We start from the raw sequence: 16927 nt of genomic DNA, 5'->3' as shown, positions 1-16927 counted from the left end.
CGGGAAAAGAATGATCATTCTAGGAATATCCGGCGCGCTGGGGCATGATGCCTCGGCCGCCATTATTGTTGATGGCAAAATCGTGGCAGCGGCGGAAGAAGAACGCTTCATTCGCGACAAGCATGCCAAGAACAGATTTCCGCTGGAAGCAGCAAAATACTGTTTGCACGAAGCCGGGGTTCGCCCCGAGCAGGTGGATATTGTCGCTTTTCCCTATGGCGAAATCCCGCTGGGCAGTGATGCGCGCTGGCATTACGCCAAGCGTTACTGGTATGCGCCTGACCGCGCGCTGGATGCGATCTTCAACGGCAACCGCCGTTTCCGCCGTAATCGTGACAAATCCCTGAACCTTATGCGCGAATTGGGCCTGACCAAGGCGCGTTTCGTGCCGGTCGAACACCACCTTGCGCATGCGAGTAGCGCCTATCACCTGAGTGGTTTCAAGGAAAAAACCGCGATTGTCGGCATCGACGGCAAGGGTGAGTACGCCACGACCTTTTTCGGTTATGGCGAGAACGGCAAAATTCACAAGATCAAGGAATTCTACGACCCGGATTCCCTGGGTGGTCTGTATGGTGCCATTACCGAGTATCTGGGTTTCGAGATGCTGGATGGTGAATTCAAGGTCATGGGCATGGCGCCTTATGGCGATCCCAAGCGCTATGATTTATCGCGTCTCGCCAAGTTCGAGGATGGTGAGCTCAAGATCAATACCGGCTACGTCAACGTGGTCGGGCTGCGTCGCTACAAGGAAAAGGGCAAGGGCTTTTACTTCACGCCCAAGTTGATCAAGTGGCTGGGACCAAAGCGCGAGGGTGACGAGATCGACGATCCCTACATCCATTACGCCGCCTCCGTGCAGCAGTTGCTGGAAGACCTGGCGCTGGAAATGATCGAATACTATCTCGGCGACATCATCCGTGAAACCGGGCGTATCGCCATGGCGGGAGGAGTGGCGCTCAATGTCAAGCTCAATCAGCGCATCATCGCCTTGCCGCACGTGAAGGAGCTATTCGTGCAGCCTGCTTCCGGCGATAACGGCACCTCGCTCGGCGCGGCCAGTTTTGTCGCTGCCGAGATGGGTGAGCCATTGGAGCCCATGAAGCACGCCTATTTAGGGCCATCTTTCACTACCGAGGAGTGTTTGGCGGCCTGCGAGGCACATCCTGCCAAACCCAAGTTCCAGCGTGTTGAAAACGCGCCGCAGAAAGGCGCCGAAATTCTTGCGGGTGGCAACCCGCTGGCCTGGTTCCAGGGGCGCATGGAGTTTGGCCCGCGTGCACTGGGCTGCCGCAGTATCCTGGGTGATCCCAGCCATCCTGGGGTTGCTGACCGCATCAATGCGCAGATCAAGTACCGCGAGCGTTGGCGGCCATTCTGTCCCAGCATGTTGGATCGGATCGCAGCCGACATTCTGCAGACAAACCATCCTGCGCCTTACATGACCTTTACCTTCGATGTAGCCGAGCACTGGAAATTGCGTATCCCCGAAGTGGTGCATGAAGATGGTACCGCGCGCGCGCAGGTGGTAACCAAGGAAACCAATCCGCGTTATTACGCTTTGATTGAAGAGCTGGAGCGCTTGCGTAATGTACCTGTGGTGCTTAATACCTCGCTCAACCGCCGTGGTGAGCCCATGATTTGCAGCCCGACCGATGCGCTCAATATGTTCTATGGTTGCGACCTGGAATATCTGCTCATGGAAGATGTGCTGGTAACCAAGAAATAGTTCTCAATCAGGGTTTGCGTGCTCGTGAAAGTGACGCAAACCCATGGTGGGCTTCCCTTAACCCGGATATGGTTAATTTGACGATAGCCGGTGCTTTCAGCGATAATTTCCAACTAAATTCAACTTTTAGCGGCGTATAACTCATGACACAAACCCTGGTAGAAGTCACAGAACGCATTCGTGAGCGTAGTGCGCCAACCCGTAAAGCTTACCTGCAACGCCTGGACCAGATCATCAATCGTCCGCGTGGCGCCGATCGTCTGGGTTGCGCCAATGTAGCACACGCTTTTGCAGCGCTGCCCAGCAATGACAAGTTCCGTATCGTGGCAGAAAAAGCCCCGCATATCGGAATCATTACCGCCTACAACGATATGTTGTCGGCGCATCAGCCATACGAGACCTATCCTGACATTATTCGCGATGAGGCACGTAAGCACGGCGCGACTGTGCAAGTGGCTGGTGGTGTACCTGCGATGTGTGATGGTATTACCCAGGGTGAGCCAGGTATGGAGCTTAGCCTGTTTTCACGCGATACGATTGCCATGGCCACTGCCGTTGGCCTCTCACATGATGTATTTGATGCTGCCTTGTTATTGGGGGTGTGCGACAAAATTGTCCCCGGCTTGCTGATCGGCGCATTGCATTTCGGTCATCTGCCCTGTGTATTTGTCCCTGCCGGCCCGATGGCGACAGGGATCGATAACACTACCAAATCCAAGGTGCGCGAAAAATATGCGCAAGGGCTGGTTGGGCGTGAGGAATTGCTGGCTTCCGAATCTGCCGCCTATCATGGCGCAGGTACCTGTACCTTCTTCGGCACCGCCAACAGCAACCAGATGCTGATCGAGGCTATGGGCCTGCATGTGCCGGGCGCTGCGTTTGTGCATCCGCATGACGACATGCGTGAAATGCTGACCCGTGAATCGGTGAAAACAGTACTCTCCATCACCCAGAAGCAGCGTTTCATGCCGATTGGCCAATTGGTGGACGAGCGTGTCATCGTCAACGCCATTGTCGCCCTGCTGGCCACCGGTGGCAGCACTAACCACCTGATCCACTGGGTGGCAGTGGCGCGTGCCGCAGGTATCATCATTGATTGGTCCGATTTCTCCAAGCTGTCGCAAAACACACCATTGCTGGCGCGTGTTTATCCTAATGGCACTGCTGACGTCAACCAGTTCCAGGCTGCTGGCGGTCCAAGTTTCGTGATTCGCGAGTTGATGGATGCCGGTTACATGCATAGTGATGTGAATTCGGTAGTCATTGGCGGTTTACGTGATTTCTGCAAGAAACCAGTCAAGTCTGATAATGACTTGATCTGGGTTGACCTGCCCAAGGAAAGCCCGGATGACACTATCGTGCGCAATGCCTCCAGGCCGTTCAGCGAATCCGGCGGCTTGCGCCTTCTGACCGGTAACCTGGGCCGTTCCGTGATCAAGAGTTCCGCCGTGCCGGAAGATCGCCAGATTATTGAGGCGCCTGCCATTGTATTCAACGGGCAGGAAGAGCTGCTGGCTGCGTTCGAGCGTGGCGAACTGGAAAAAGATTTTGTTGCCGTCGTACGCTTTCAGGGGCCGTGTGCCAATGGCATGCCGGAATTGCACAAGCTGACGCCGCCGTTGTCCGTGTTGCAGGGTAAAGGCTATCGTGTGGCGATTGTGACCGATGGCCGCATGAGCGGTGCATCAGGCAAAGTGCCTGCCGCGATCCATTTGAGCCCAGAGGCTGTGGCTGGCGGTGCAATTGGCAAGATTCGCACTGGTGACATGATCCGACTGAATGCGATTGTCGGCACCTTGAACGCGCTGGTGGATGATGAAGAATGGAAATCCCGTTCTGTGGCCGTGATGACCGAGGCCCAGCGTAACAACAATGGCCATGGTATTGGCCGCGAACTGTTTGGCGGCATGCGCAAGAATGTGCTGAGTGCCGAAGAGGGCGCCGTCACCTGGCTCTAACCATTTAAAAATGTGCGGGAGGGGCGTTGTTTTTGATTGCCGTACTAAACGTACTGTCTGCGCTCAAACGCCTTGTCCCCCGCGATTTTGAAATGGCAATATAGTTGTTGCCTTTCTCCTTGCTTGCAGCTTTTTAATAATCAACCCATAGGTATCAAACATGAGCACACTAGATTTAGCTAACCACGGCCCGGTGATTCCGGTCATTGTCATCAACAAGGTGGAAGATGCCGTACCGATGGCAGAGGCTTTGCTTGAGGGTGGTATCAAGGTACTGGAAGTAACCTTGCGCACTCCAGTGGCGTTGCAGGCGATGGAGGCAATTGCCAAGGCTGTGCCTGATGCTATCGTGGGCGCAGGTACTGTGCGCAACATCAAGGATGCGCAGAACTGCAAGGATGTTGGCTGCCAATTTGCCGTCAGCCCTGGCTACACCAGCGAGCTGGGTCTTGCCGCGCGTGAAATGGGCTTGCCTTTGTTGCCAGGTGTTTCCACCGGCAGCGAGATCATGCAAGCCAATGCCGATGACTATTATTTCCTCAAGCTGTTCCCGGCGGTTGCCGTGGGCGGCATCAACTTGCTCAAAGGCTTTGCTGGCCCATTCGGCGATGTCAAATTCTGCCCGACTGGTGGCGTAACTGTAGAATCTGCACCGCAGTTCCTCGCATTGCCCAATGTCGTGGTCTGTGGCGGCACTTGGCTCACGCCTGCTGACGCAGTCGCGCGCAAGGATTGGGCGCACATCACCAAGCTGGCCAAGGAAGCTTCTGCCATCGTCGCGGCGAAGTAATCAGGCAGTAATACAGGCCTTTTCAGAGCGGCTAACAAAACTCTCCTGGCGTTGTTGTTCTATCTTGCCGTGCTACTTGCACTGTCTGCGGTAGAATGCCTGGCCAGGATCACTTCGCTGAGTTTTGTTAGCCGCTCTTAATCTTGTTCGCTTCTGTTCAAACAACTGGCGCTTATGTCTAAAAAACTGGATTTAACCGAGTACAAAACCATTGTGCTGGATTGCGACGGTGTGGTGCTCAACAGCAACAAGACCAAGGTGGATGCGTATTACAACACCGCCAAACGCATGGGTGGGACAGATGCGCAGGCGCAGGCGTTTGTCGATTATCACATCAAGCTCGGCAGCATTCCACGTAACGACAAAATCCGTCATTACATCACTGACATCATCCAGCAACCGTTGACGCCAGCATTGTTTCAGGCGTTTATGGATACTTTCACTGAAATACTGGATGAGACACTGATGCAGTGCCAGATCGCTCCGGCGCTGCATGAATTCAAGGCGGCTACCAGCCAGGCCAAATGGATGCTGATGTCTGGCGGAGACCAGGAAGAATTACGCCAGATTTTTCCCAGGCGCGGCCTGGATACCCTGTTCGAGCTGGGTATTTACGGTGGCCCGACCAAGAAGAATGAACATCTGGCGCGCATGGTGGCAGACGGCACAATCCAGTTTCCCGCCTTGTTTGTCGGCGATAGCCGTTTTGACCATCAGGCTTCGACCGGCGCCGGGCTGGATTTTGTCTTTGTCAGCGACTGGACCGATATGCCGGATTGGCAAACCTATTGCAAACAGCACCATGTGACCGTTTGGCACCATTTGGAAATGTCACCTAACGAAAACTTTGTTTCAACCTGATGAGATGGGCATTGCTCCCATTTTTATTCGCAAGGAATATCTGGCGACCACGACTTTGCTGACAATCGCATGCTGATTCCCCGCCTGAATATTCGTGCCAGCTATCTGCTGGCCCCTGAGCACTTTGCACAGTTGAGCCAGAACGCCAGCATCCTGGAGCAGGATGAGCGTGGTGTCAAAGTGATGCAGTTGGAAAATGGCAATATTCTCAAAATATTCCGTGTGCGACATATATTCTCCCTGGCGCGGATTTATTCCTATGCCCGCCAGTTCTGTCGCAATGCAGACCGGCTAAAAAAGATAGGTATCCCGACAGTGGAAATTGTGCAGTTATTTCACTTCGAAGACAGCGCGGATACCGCCGTCATGTATCAGCCATTGCCCGGGAAAACGCTGCGTCAGCTAAACAACGCCGGCGAGCTAGATCAAGCGTTAATCAAGGAATTTGGCCGGTTTGTCGCGCGCCTGCACCAACAGGGCATCTATTTCCGCTCATTGCATTTTGGCAATGTGGTCAGAACACCCGAAGGCCAATTGGGCCTGATTGATATTGCTGATCTCAAGACAAAATCCTACAGCCTGACTGTCTGGCATCGTGTCCGCAATTTTCGGCATTTACTGCGCTATCGCGAAGATTGGGCAACATTATCGCCTACCGACCGGCAAACATTTTTAGACAGCTATTTTGCGGTTGCTGCATTGCCTGCCGATACAGAGACGGAACTTCGCTCTAAACTGACATTTTAATCTGGTAGCTGAACTATGTATGTTCTTCATATTTGTCACAGTTATTATCCGCCTTTTCTTGATTGCGCCCGTCAATATGCGGCTCTATTCACAGGCACGTCATATAAGGTGGTGACGGTGTATCTAACCGGAAAATATGACCAGGAGGTGGAGCAGGGTAGTGCTTCTGATGAAGTGATTTTCCTAGGGTATAGCAGCAAGCAGGTGCGCGGGCTCAAGCTGGGGGCGATTGCCCGGATTCGACAACTGGTAAAAAGCCGGGATTTCGCTTTTTGCATTGCCCATCGCGTTAAGCCGACCTATGTCGCCTTGCTAGCGACTGATCTTCCCGTGGTCAGTGTGCATCATAGCTATGATGATTACGGTCGCTTCACCCGTCGCATCCTCGTCAACTTTTATCGCAAACGGCTATTGATGCTATGCGTTTCGAATTCCGTGCGTGATCAAATGCGCCAACATCTCAAGCACTGGCCAGCCGAACAAATCCAGACCTTGTATAACCGCATTGACGTGGATGCGGTCAGGCAATCCCTGTTGCCCAGGCAGGAAGCCCGCCGTCTGCTTGAATTGGAAGACGATACTTACGTAATCGCCAATGTCGGCCGCTTGCACCGGGACAAGGACCAAGCGACCTTGTTACGTGGTTTCGCCCAGGCACTGCCTGAGCTGCCTGCGAATACCTTATTGTTGATTCTGGGAAAGGGACCGCTGGAACAAGAGCTGAAGTCATTAGCAAATACCATGGGAATCACCAAGCAAGTACGCTTTGCAGGGCAGGTGCCAGATGCCAAGCGTTATTTCCGGGCGTTTGATCTCTTTGTCCTAAGCTCAGATCATGAGCCATTTGGCATGGTGCTGCTGGAGGCCATGGCAGCAGAGTTGCCGATTATCTGCAGTGATAGCGGAGGTGGCGCAGAGGTGGTCAGGGCTTTTGCAACCTTGTTTACTTTGGGAAGCGTTGCGGAGCTATCTCAAGCGATAATCAGCACAATTGCAGCTCAATCTGATAATAAAATACAATCGGCCTCTGACATACTGATGAGCAGATTCTCGGATGATGCCTCTCGAATAAGATTCTTTGAGCTAATTGATCGCGCATGGATACACAACAAGACACCACCACCGCGCGTATTGCGCTAGTTTCTTTCAATTCCTTAGGCGATAGCCTGATTTACTACATGCTGGCAGAGAACCTGCGTCAGCATGGATATGATATGACCTTGTATGGGGATATTGCCTATCAGTTGCGTGCGTGGATGCCGCAGCTAAAGGTGATGCCTTATCCCGACTTTGATGATCTTGATCGCGAGTTAAGCCAGTATCACCACGTGATCATCAGTCCTCCCAATGTACTGCGGAAGCGTTTCCAGGGGGAGTATTTGGAGCATGTGAAGAAACAATGGCAGTTACTGTGCCAAAAGGCCCCAGATACTTGGAGCTGTGATCATTTAAAGCACTCACTTCAACGGCAATTGCCCGACGTGATATTTTCCCAGATTGCGCCTTTACTTGATTGTGGGCCATCAATCCGGTTCAGGAAATTCAAGGATGGCAGTTCCTTGGTCGATGTGGCAGTGACCTTTATGCATGAGAAGCTGAAACTTGCCCAGGCAACAGGGGATGTGCGTCTTTTTCCTCCATCTCATCTTGTTTATCGAAAATATTCGAAGCGTATTGTCATGAGTCCTGATTCTGCTTGGTCAGAGAAAAAAGATTGGACGCCTTCATCCTTCATCAAAACGGCCAGGTTATTACAGCAGCTTGGATATCAACCGGTATTTACCGTAGCGCCAGCGTCTTACCAGAAATGGGATGCAATACTCAAGGGGGAGTTCGAGCATGCGAAATTCACTGATCTTAATGAGTTTGCGAGCTTTGTTTATGAGTCTGGTGCATTGATCGGCAATGATTCGGGTGGAGGCCACCTGGCTTCAATATTGCGAATTCCAGTAGTGACCATTTACAGAAAACGGAATCGTCAATTTTGCTGGCGTCCTGCTTGGGGTAGCGGCAGCGTGGTCATTCCGCGATTTATATTGCCTTGGTTCAACGGGGGTATATGGCGACCTTTCATTCGGCCTGAAGATGTATTGGTTGCATTGACCTCATTGCTCGACAATCAAGACACAATATTCACCAATGGAAAAGCTTCATGATGAAAAAATGGTTAGTGCTGGATGGCATCTCTGGTGTGCCTCTCGGTGCAGAGTTAGCTCAGGCTTTTCGTCATATCGGCATTGATACTAGTTATTACAACTTGCTAGGCATGCCGAAGGTTCCCTTATATGGAGTGAAATCTGCGATTAGCAAGCTGGTCAATCGTGCCCGGGATAGTAGTGGTGATGCGTTTTTTTATCTGCCCAAGGGCAATCTTGCGTCTATTCAGGCATTGATAGAGCAACTCAAGCCGGAAGCAATACTGGTCGTTGGGTTTATCTATAAATTCATTGCGCCGACTGCGCTACAGGCCTTGGCGCAGCGGCATCAGGTCGATTTGTATTTGTATGATACGGATAGCTGTAATCTCTATACCAAGCGTCGCGAGTTTATTTTTTTCTTGGAACAGGAGTTGCCAATCTATAAAAAAATATTCTCATGCTCTAAGGTGACAGCGGATTTCTTCAGCGATACTAAGAAGCTGGACGCTAGTTTTGTGCCGTTTGGGGCGAATTTTATCACTGCACCAAGCGGAACAGATGCTGACAAGCAGCACGAAGTCTTGTTCGTGGGAAGTGGTGATTTGCGCAGAATTATTATCCTAGAAAGCATACGTGACCATCTTTCCATTTTTGGCAATCGTTGGAAGCGTAATTTTCCATTGATGTCGCCGGAGTTGATCAGGCGCGTGGATGACCATCAGGTTTGGGGCCCGAATCTGCATCAATTACTGACAAGCTCAAAAATTGTCCTCAATATCACGCGTGGTCCCTATTACGCTGCTGGTACTGGCGTTAACCTGAGAATTTTTGAAGCGCTGGCAGCAGGCTGCTTTCTGATCACAGATTACTGTGACGAAATCGCCGAGCTATTTAATATAGGCGAGGAAATAGAAACCTTTGATGGTATTGAGGATTTGAAGCGTAAAGTTAAATTCTACCTTGACTATCCTGAAGAGAGAATCAGAATTGCGAAGCAAGGACATGAAGCATTCCAAAGGAAATTTACCTGGAATGCTTGTGCTCTGAAAATGAGTAAGCTTATGGGACTCTAATGTTTCTATAGCAATAAATAGATTCTATTTAAGAATTTAAGCTCTACTATTAATTACTTTTGATTTCAATGGAAGCTAAAGTAATCGCTGGAAGCCAGAAAAGAATCCATTGTACATTTGGTCTGGTGATGATGCCCTGACCAAATGTGATGCCGATAATCATCGTATAAATAAATAATATCAGTGCGATGCAGGCATACAAATTATGCCGATAATTCCATCCTGCTCTGAGGACGGAAGCACATAAGGCTAAATGCAGCAGTAAGCCAATGAGGCCCAACTCTACCAAGGAACCAATATAGACACTATGGTAGTGGCGCCATTCATTTACAAACTCTCCAGGAGCATGGATAAACACTTGTGTTCCGGCGCCAAATCCAAAAATGAGGTGCTCTTTTGCTCGCTCTAAGAATCCTTGCCATAAATCTAGCCTATAGCTTTGTCCTCTCTCAATATCAGCGCCAAAAGAGTGCTGCATTAAATAAAATACTAGTAAAGAAGATATTCCCGCTAATATTAATATTGCTAATTTATACTTTACATTCCAATGGTTTGTTAAAAATATAATGCTACATGCGATTAGCATGCCACCAATCGGGCCTCTGCTATGGGTGAGAACTGTAGCGATAAAAAAGACAATAAAAGCAAAAAAGTAAAATATCTTGTGCTGCTTGCTCATATTGATATTTTGCCAGTTCAGTAACCCAAACATTAAAACTGCAAATGCCCCATATATGGCACCCGACCACAAGGCATTCCATAATCTCCCGATTCCTACAAAGCGATCGGCTAGACTCAGTCCATTGACTCCATAGAAGAGTATGCCATTAATAACAATGCTAATGAGTGCGATGCTCGTGAGTACTTTTATTAGTAATGCTAATTTTTCATTAGATTTTTTCATCCAGAAAATTAAAGTTATCGAAAAGAAAAAGAAAAATATTACCCTTTTAACTTCACTTAAATAATCACTAAATTCCTCATGTGAGGCCCATAATAAGCTGATCAGATAATAAGCGCTATATAAGACGGATAGCAGAAAAATATTAGAGGATTTTAATTCTTTTATATTGAAACTGTTTTTAAAAATTAGCCAAATACCAGAAAGGCTAAAGATAAAGATGAATAGTTGTTGGTGAAGTTTGCTAGAAGGAAGTAAAAAATATCCTGATAACCACAATAATGAAAGAGAGAAAAGAATATTTTCACTTTTACTGAAAAATTTTTTATTCAGGAACTGCATTTGTTTAAATTCTTTTAAATAAATTTTGAATAATCTGTTGAGGTAGTATTTGTTTCAAACAATTCAAATGCCCCAGCGGACACTCCCGCTGAAAACACGGACTGCATTCCAGGCCAAGATATTCAATCACCGCCTTGCTGCTCATCGGCGGCGTGTGATGCGGGTCGGAGGAGCCGTAGATGGCGATGAGTTTCTTGTCCAGCGCGGCGGCGACATGCATGAGGCCGGAGTCGTTGCTGACGACGGCATCGCAGAGCGACATGAGGTCGATGGCGTCGCCCAACTTGGTCTTGCCGCCCAGGTCTAGGCAGGCCATGTTGCTCAGGCGATTGATTTCCGCGGTGAACGGCACATCTTTTTCCGAACCGAACAACCAGACTTGCCAGCCATGCTCATGCGCCGCACGCGCGACCTCGGCGTAATATTCCAGCGGCCAACGCTTGGCTTCGCCGTATTCTGCGCCGGGACAGAGTCCCAGCACCGGGGCGGTTGGCGCTGGGATGTACATGTTCTCCAAGCATGCCAGTGCGTTGTCGCGGCTGGCCGCTAAATGCGGGTTAGGGATGGCTGGTAGCGGAGAATCGGCTTCTATGCCGAGGGCGACGAAGCGGTCCACGGTGCGCGGCAGTTTGCTTTTATCCAGTGGGCGGATGTCGTTGAGCAGGCCGTAGCGCATTTCGCCACGAAAGCCGGTACGTCGCCTGATGCCGGTGGCGGCGGGCAGGATGGCGGATTTCAGCGAGTTGGTGAGCATGATGCATTGGGTGTAGCCGTGGTTTTTCAGGCTGAGGCCGAAGCGGATGCGTTCTTTCAATGCCAGTTCGCCATGCTTGAAGGGGAGGGCGATGCCTGAATTGACCTCGGGCATGCGATCCAGCAGGGGCAGCGTCCAGGCAGGCGCGGCGACGTCGATGATGCAATCGGATTTTTGCTGCTTGAGCACCTTGAACAGGCTTTGCGCCATGACCATGTCGCCAACCCAGGAGGGGCCCATGACGAGAATTTTTTCTTGCTGTCGTGCATGGGTCATCTGACGCACCGCAGCCATCAGGAGGCGAGCTTCTGGATGATGTTGCTGGTGCTGCGTCCCGGCACGACATCAATGAGGGCGACCTTGCCGCCCCAGGATTTGACTTCCGCGCCGCCGACGACTTGCTCTTCGGTGTAGTCGCTGCCCTTGACGATTACATCCGGGCGTACAGCCTTGATGAGTTCGATAGGTGTGTCTTCGTCAAAGAGGATGACGGCATCCACGGATTCGAGCGCGGCGAGGACGCGGGCGCGGTCCTGTTCGTGAATCACGGGTCGGGTCGGGCCTTTCAGGGCGCTGACGGAACGGTCGGTATTGAGGCCGAGTACCAGGCGGTCGCCGGTGTTGTGCGCAGCTTCGAGATAGGTGACGTGTCCTGCATGCAGCAGGTCGAAGCACCCGTTGGTGAACACAATGCGCTCTCCTTTGCTGCGCCAGGCGGTGACGCGGGCCAGCAGGGCATCCAGCGTCGGGCAGACCTTGTCGGCTTGCGCGGCAGTTTGTTGTGAATGCAGTTCTGCTTCCAGTTCTGCCTTGCTTACAGGCACGGTGCCAACCTTGCCGACGACGATGCCGGCGGCGATATTGGCGAGCTCGATCGCTTCATGCAGCGGCAAGCCGTGCGCCAGGCCAGCGGTAAGGGTAGCAATGACGGTATCGCCCGCGCCGGAGACATCAAACACTTGCCGCGCCGTGGCAGTGAGGTGGTCGCTGCCCTTGGCGTTGAGCACGGTAATACCTTCCTCGCCGCGCGTGACAGCGAGAAAGTCGAGTTCCAGTTGTTTGCGCAGGGTTTCAGCGGCATTCAGCAAAGCATCCGCGTCATGGATGGTGACATTGCAGGCTTCCGCAGTTTCGCGCTTGTTTGGGGTGAGGCCGGTCGCGCCACGGTATTTGCTGTAGTCCCGGCCTTTGGGGTCCACCAGTACCGGAATGCCTGCCTGCCGTGCCTGCTGCGTGATGCGCTGGCATAAGGTGTCGCTCAATACGCCCTTGGCATAATCGGAAAGAATGATCGCGGCTGGCCGGTCATGCAGGGCGCTGGCGATAGCGCTCTGCAGCGCGGTTTCTTCCTCAGTGGTGTAGCGTGCGGCATTTTCCTGATCCAGGCGCATCATCTGCTGGTGGCCACCCAGAATCCGTGTTTTAGTGATCGTGGGGCGCAAGGGGCTGCGATAGATATGGCGGGTATCAATGCCAACTGTATCCAGTAAATCTAGCAGGCGTGTGGCTTCATGGTCTTCGCCTACCGCGCCAATGATGCGCGTGCTGATGTCCAGGCCGACTAGGTTGGCGGCGACATTGGCCGCGCCACCTGCGCGTTCATCCTGGGATTTGAGCAGCACCACGGGTACGGGCGCTTCGGGCGAGATGCGCTGCACATCGCCGAACAGGTAGCGGTCCAGCATGAGGTCACCGATGACCAGTATCCAGAGCGGGTCATGGCCAAAGCGGTGTTGTACGGTATGGATGAGTGATTCGCGCATACTGGAATGAATTAAAGGCTAGTAATCGGCTTCCGCCAGGTCGCACAGGCTGTGGCCGATCAGGATATGGGCTTCCTGGATGCGGGGCGTGTCGCTGGTGGGCATGATGAGGACATGGTCGCACAGGTTGGCGAGCTTGCCGCCGCTGCCGCCGGTCATGCCGACCGTGACGGCGCCGATCTCGCGGGCTTTCTCGATGCCGAGCACCACATTGCGGCTGTTGCCTGAGGTGGAGAAGCCGACCACCAGGTCGGCGGGCGTGCAGAGCGCCTCCACCTGGCGCGAGAAGATGAAATCGAAGCCGTAGTCGTTGCCGACCGAGGTCAGGATGGATGTATCGGTGGTCAGGGCAATTGCAGGCAGGCCGCGGCGTTCCTTCTTGTAGCGTCCGACGATCTCGGCAGCGATATGCTGGCTGTCGGCGGCGCTGCCGCCGTTGCCGAACAACAGTATCTTGCCGCCGCGCGCCAGGCAGGCGCGCATGGCTTCGCCTACCTTGGCAATGGCCGGCAGCAGCGGTTCCAGCGCTGCGATCACGGCCTGGTGTTCGGCGATGGCTTGTTTCAGGGTGTCAACAGCACTCATGAGGTTCTCCGGTTGTTCGCTCAGCAATAAGGGTCGGCTTGCATGAGGTATTGTTGGACATAGTCCTGCACGCCCTGTTCCAACGTATGAAAAGGCGTGGTGTAACCCGCGTTGCGCAGTTTGCTGATGTTGGCCTCGGTGAAATATTGATATTTGCCCATGAGGTCTTGCGGCATGTCGATGTATTCAATATTGGGTTCGCGGCCCATGCTGGCCATGACGGCAGTGGCCAGATCCTTGAAGGCGCGGGCTTCGCCGGTGCCAATGTTATAGAGGCCGGAATGCTGCGGCTGCTCCAGAAAGTGCGCCATGACCGACACGGCATCTTTCACGTAGACGAAATCGCGCAGTTGCATGCCGTCCGCATAGCCTTCCTTGTGGCTTTTGAACAGCTTGACCTTGCCTTGGTCGCGGAACTGGTTGAAAGTGTGGAACGCCACGCTCGCCATGCGTTCCTTGTGGTATTCGTTCGGGCCATAGACGTTGAAAAACTTGAAGCCGCACCATTGCGGCGGAGTGGGCAGGCCTTCGGCGCATTGGCGCAACGCCCACTGATCGAAGAATTGCTTGGAATAGCCATAGCCGTTGAGCGGGCGCAACTGGTCGATGGCGGACTCTTCGTCATCGTAACCAAACTCCCCGCCGCCATAAGTGGCGGCTGAGCTGGCATAGAGAAAAGGCACTTCGTTTTCCGCGCACCATTGCCACAGCGATTGACTGTAGCGGATATTGTCCTGCACCAGTTTGTTGAAATCGCGCTCGGTGGTGGCGCTGATGGCGCCCATGTGGATCACGGCGTCAATGGTTTCGGATGCGCGGGCCAGCCAGGCAGGCAACTCGTCCTTGTCCAGATAATCGGCATAACGCCTGTGGCACAGGTTCTGCCATTGATCGGGATGGTGCATGCGATCCACGATCACGATGTCTTCGCGTTGATGCACGGTGTTGAGGTGCCATGCCATCATGCTGCCTATCATGCCAGCGCCGCCGGTGATGACTATCATTGTTTGCGTCCGTTTCTAGCTAATCCAAAAGTATAACAAAAGCCGCTGGCCTGATGGCAGGGTTTGGAATCTTGGGACTGGCTCTTATGCAGCCGAGCGCGGGGTAACCCAACCTTGCAGGTTGTCCATGACGATCTCGCGCATGGCCTTGATCCAGGTGTCGCTGTCATTTAGTGCAGGGATGTAATGGTATTCGCCGCCACCTGCTTCAAGAAACAGGCCCTTGCCTTCCATGGCGATTTCTTCCAGCGTTTCCAGGCAATCGCTGGAAAATCCGGGACAGACCACATCCACGCGGCGCAGTTTCTGCTTACCCAGGGCTTCTATCTCGGGGGCGAAGTAGGGCTGCAGCCACTCTGCTGCGCCGAAGCGCGACTGGAAGGCAATTAAATATTGGTCTTCTGTCAGGCCGAGCGCTTGTGCAATTAATTTTCCGCTGGTCAGGCATTGCTTATAGTAAGGGTCGCCCAGGTCGCAGGTGCGGCGTGGCACGCCGTGAAAGCTCATCACCAGTTTTTCCGGCTTGCCGTGCTGTTGCCAGTGCAGGCGTATGCTTTCCGCTACCGCGTTGATATAGGCCGGGTGCGCGTGGTAATCGCGGATGGTGCGGATTTCCGGCATGTTGCGCGCGCGCAGGAGGGCGCGCATGGCTTCGTCAATGGCGGAGGCACTGCTGCTGCCTGCATATTGCGGATAGAGCGGGAACAGCAGGATGCGATTGCAGTTCCTGGCCTTCAGGTTGGCAATGGCGGATTGCACGGATGGCTGGCCGTAGCGCATGCCCAGTTCGACGGTATAAGGCGAGGCGATGGTGTCGCCCAGGTAGCCTTCCAGCAAGCTGGCCTGTTTTCGGCTATTGACCAGCAGCGGAGAGCCTTCGTTTCCCCAGATGGTGGCGTATTTGTGGGCGGATTGGCGCGGCCTTGATACCAGGATGAAACCATTGAGGATGAACCACCAGATGAAGCGCGGAATCTCGATCACGCGCCGGTCGCTGAGGAATTGCCGCAAATAGGGGCGCAAAGCCTTGGCGGTAGGTGCTTCTGGCGTGCCGAGGTTCATGACCAGGATGCCGGTACGGTCTGGCTCTTGTGGTGAAATATCCGGTTCTTTCAGGTAAAAAGACATGCATCTTCCTTTTGTTGGCGTGACGCTACAGTGACGGTTGCTGCCTGCAAGCCTGGCTGGGCGGTTCAGTGTGTGTTGGACAATGCATTGGACAGGAGTTTCGCGGTGATGTCCACAATCGGGATCACGCGTTCGTATGCCATGCGGGTAGGGCCGATCACGCCCAGCGTACCTATGGTTTCGCCGTTGGTTTCGTAAGGGGCGGTGACCATGCTGCATTCGTCCAGCGGCAGGTAGCCAGATTCGCCGCCAATGAAAATCTGCACGCCGCTGGCTTTCTGGCTTTGGTCCAGGAGCTGCATGAGCGAGGTGCGCTGCTCGAATATCTCGAACAGTTTGCGCAGCGAACTGACGTTGGTCGAAAGGTCATGCACATTCAGCAGGTTGCGCTCGCCGGCAATCACCACGCTGTCCTTGCTGTTGGCTGCCGTTTTGCTGCTGGCTTCTAATGCCGCGGCCATCAGGCGCGTCATGTCCGATTGCATCTGCTTGAGTTCATTGTGCAGCTTCTGTTTGACCTCATCCAGCGTATTGCCTGCATAGTGCTGGTTGAAGAAGTTGCTCGCCTGCGTCAGGTCGGCGGCGCTATAGGGTTTGTCGGCCAGGATGATGCGATTCTGCACCGTGCCGTCTGTTGTGACGATGATGACCAGGATGCGCTTGTCTGACAGGGGGAGAAATTCCATATGGCGGAACGCGGTGCTCTGGCGTTTGGGAATGATTACTAGCCCGGCAAACTGCGTCAGGCTGGATAGCAGGTCGGCGGCGGTATTGATCAATTCTTGCGGGTCGGGCGAGGACAGTACATGTTCCAGCTTGCGGATTTCCTGATTCTGCAACGGTTGTATTGTGAGCAGAGTGTCCACGAACAAGCGGTAGCCGCGCTGGGTCGGCACTCGGCCAGCAGAGGTATGGGGGCTGGCGATGAAGCCGTGTTCCTCAAGCTCCGACATGATATTGCGGATGGAGGCAGGACTGAGATCCAGGCCGGAGGCCAGTGACAAGGTGCGCGAACCCACAGGCTGACCGTCACTGATATAGTGTTCGATCAGGGTTTTCAGCAATATTTGGGCGCGTTTGTCTAACATGGTAGGTATAAATTGGGGATCGGTCGTTGCTAATTCAATATTGAAAACGGCCGCCTGGCAAGGAAA

General features: G+C 53.1%; 15 protein-coding genes. 8 read left to right on the top strand and 7 right to left on the bottom strand.

Features of this window, described 5'->3' with window-relative positions:
• Window positions 1-10: 10 nt before the first annotated feature.
• The 8 genes from V7Z75_RS05640 to V7Z75_RS05605 all read left to right on the top strand — a co-directional run bounded on the left by V7Z75_RS05640 (window position 11) and on the right by V7Z75_RS05605 (window position 9296).
• Window positions 11-1729 carry a carbamoyltransferase family protein gene (locus tag V7Z75_RS05640; protein WP_334107644.1) on the top strand — a complete coding sequence of 573 codons (1719 nt, stop codon included), beginning with the start codon at window positions 11-13 and terminating at the stop codon, window positions 1727-1729.
• Window positions 1730-1872: 143 nt separating this feature from the next.
• A complete protein-coding gene (edd, locus tag V7Z75_RS05635; protein WP_334107643.1) occupies window positions 1873-3687 on the top strand; it encodes a phosphogluconate dehydratase in 1815 nt (604 codons plus the stop codon).
• A 160-nt stretch (window positions 3688-3847) separates the two neighbouring features.
• Entirely contained in the window at window positions 3848-4477 is a 630-nt protein-coding gene (gene eda, locus V7Z75_RS05630) for a bifunctional 4-hydroxy-2-oxoglutarate aldolase/2-dehydro-3-deoxy-phosphogluconate aldolase (protein WP_334107642.1), read from the top strand.
• A gap of 174 nt (window positions 4478-4651) precedes the next feature.
• Window positions 4652-5338 carry an HAD family hydrolase gene (locus tag V7Z75_RS05625; protein WP_334107641.1) on the top strand — a complete coding sequence of 229 codons (687 nt, stop codon included), beginning with the start codon at window positions 4652-4654 and terminating at the stop codon, window positions 5336-5338.
• Between the two features lie 69 nt (window positions 5339-5407).
• Window positions 5408-6085 (top strand): lipopolysaccharide kinase InaA family protein, encoded by a 678-nt coding sequence (locus tag V7Z75_RS05620; protein ID WP_334107640.1) that lies wholly within the window; start codon window positions 5408-5410, stop codon window positions 6083-6085.
• Between the two features lie 117 nt (window positions 6086-6202).
• Complete coding sequence (locus V7Z75_RS05615; RefSeq protein ID WP_334107639.1) at window positions 6203-7225, top strand: glycosyltransferase; 1023 nt, start codon at window positions 6203-6205, stop codon at window positions 7223-7225.
• Window positions 7183-8241 (top strand): glycosyltransferase family 9 protein, encoded by a 1059-nt coding sequence (locus V7Z75_RS05610; RefSeq protein WP_334107638.1) that lies wholly within the window; start codon window positions 7183-7185, stop codon window positions 8239-8241. The genes V7Z75_RS05615 and V7Z75_RS05610 overlap by 43 nt, the downstream gene beginning before the upstream one ends.
• On the top strand, window positions 8238-9296 hold the full coding sequence (locus V7Z75_RS05605; protein WP_334107637.1) for a CgeB family protein: 1059 nt from the start codon (window positions 8238-8240) through the stop codon (window positions 9294-9296). Before V7Z75_RS05610 ends, V7Z75_RS05605 begins: the two co-directional genes overlap by 4 nt.
• Before the next feature lie 49 nt (window positions 9297-9345).
• Here V7Z75_RS05605 and V7Z75_RS05600 read toward each other — a convergent pair whose 3' ends face one another.
• The 7 genes from V7Z75_RS05600 to hrcA form a co-directional block, all read right to left on the bottom strand.
• Window positions 9346-10539 carry an O-antigen ligase family protein gene (locus V7Z75_RS05600; protein WP_334107636.1) on the bottom strand — a complete coding sequence of 398 codons (1194 nt, stop codon included), beginning with the start codon at window positions 10537-10539 and terminating at the stop codon, window positions 9346-9348.
• 4 nt (window positions 10540-10543) lie between these two features.
• The gene (waaF, locus tag V7Z75_RS05595) at window positions 10544-11587 is read right to left on the bottom strand and encodes a lipopolysaccharide heptosyltransferase II (protein ID WP_334107635.1); all 1044 of its coding nucleotides are present in this window, start codon (window positions 11585-11587) and stop codon (window positions 10544-10546) included.
• Complete coding sequence (gene hldE / locus V7Z75_RS05590; RefSeq protein WP_334107634.1) at window positions 11587-13056, bottom strand: bifunctional D-glycero-beta-D-manno-heptose-7-phosphate kinase/D-glycero-beta-D-manno-heptose 1-phosphate adenylyltransferase HldE; 1470 nt, start codon at window positions 13054-13056, stop codon at window positions 11587-11589. Before hldE ends, waaF begins: the two co-directional genes overlap by 1 nt.
• Before the next feature lie 18 nt (window positions 13057-13074).
• A complete protein-coding gene (locus tag V7Z75_RS05585) occupies window positions 13075-13641 on the bottom strand; it encodes a D-sedoheptulose 7-phosphate isomerase (protein WP_334107633.1) in 567 nt (188 codons plus the stop codon).
• Window positions 13642-13661: 20 nt separating this feature from the next.
• Window positions 13662-14645 (bottom strand): ADP-glyceromanno-heptose 6-epimerase, encoded by a 984-nt coding sequence (gene rfaD, locus V7Z75_RS05580; RefSeq protein ID WP_334107632.1) that lies wholly within the window; start codon window positions 14643-14645, stop codon window positions 13662-13664.
• Window positions 14646-14729: 84 nt separating this feature from the next.
• On the bottom strand, window positions 14730-15773 hold the full coding sequence (gene hemH, locus V7Z75_RS05575; RefSeq protein ID WP_334107631.1) for a ferrochelatase: 1044 nt from the start codon (window positions 15771-15773) through the stop codon (window positions 14730-14732).
• Window positions 15774-15838: 65 nt separating this feature from the next.
• Entirely contained in the window at window positions 15839-16861 is a 1023-nt protein-coding gene (gene hrcA, locus V7Z75_RS05570) for a heat-inducible transcriptional repressor HrcA (RefSeq protein WP_334107630.1), read from the bottom strand.
• Window positions 16862-16927 lie beyond the last annotated feature (66 nt).

This window comes from Methylobacillus sp., assembly GCF_036844465.1.
Taxonomy (GTDB): domain Bacteria; phylum Pseudomonadota; class Gammaproteobacteria; order Burkholderiales; family Methylophilaceae; genus Methylobacillus.
Note: the sequence above shows the minus strand (reverse complement) of the source record. Positions and strands in the feature narration are given on the sequence as shown.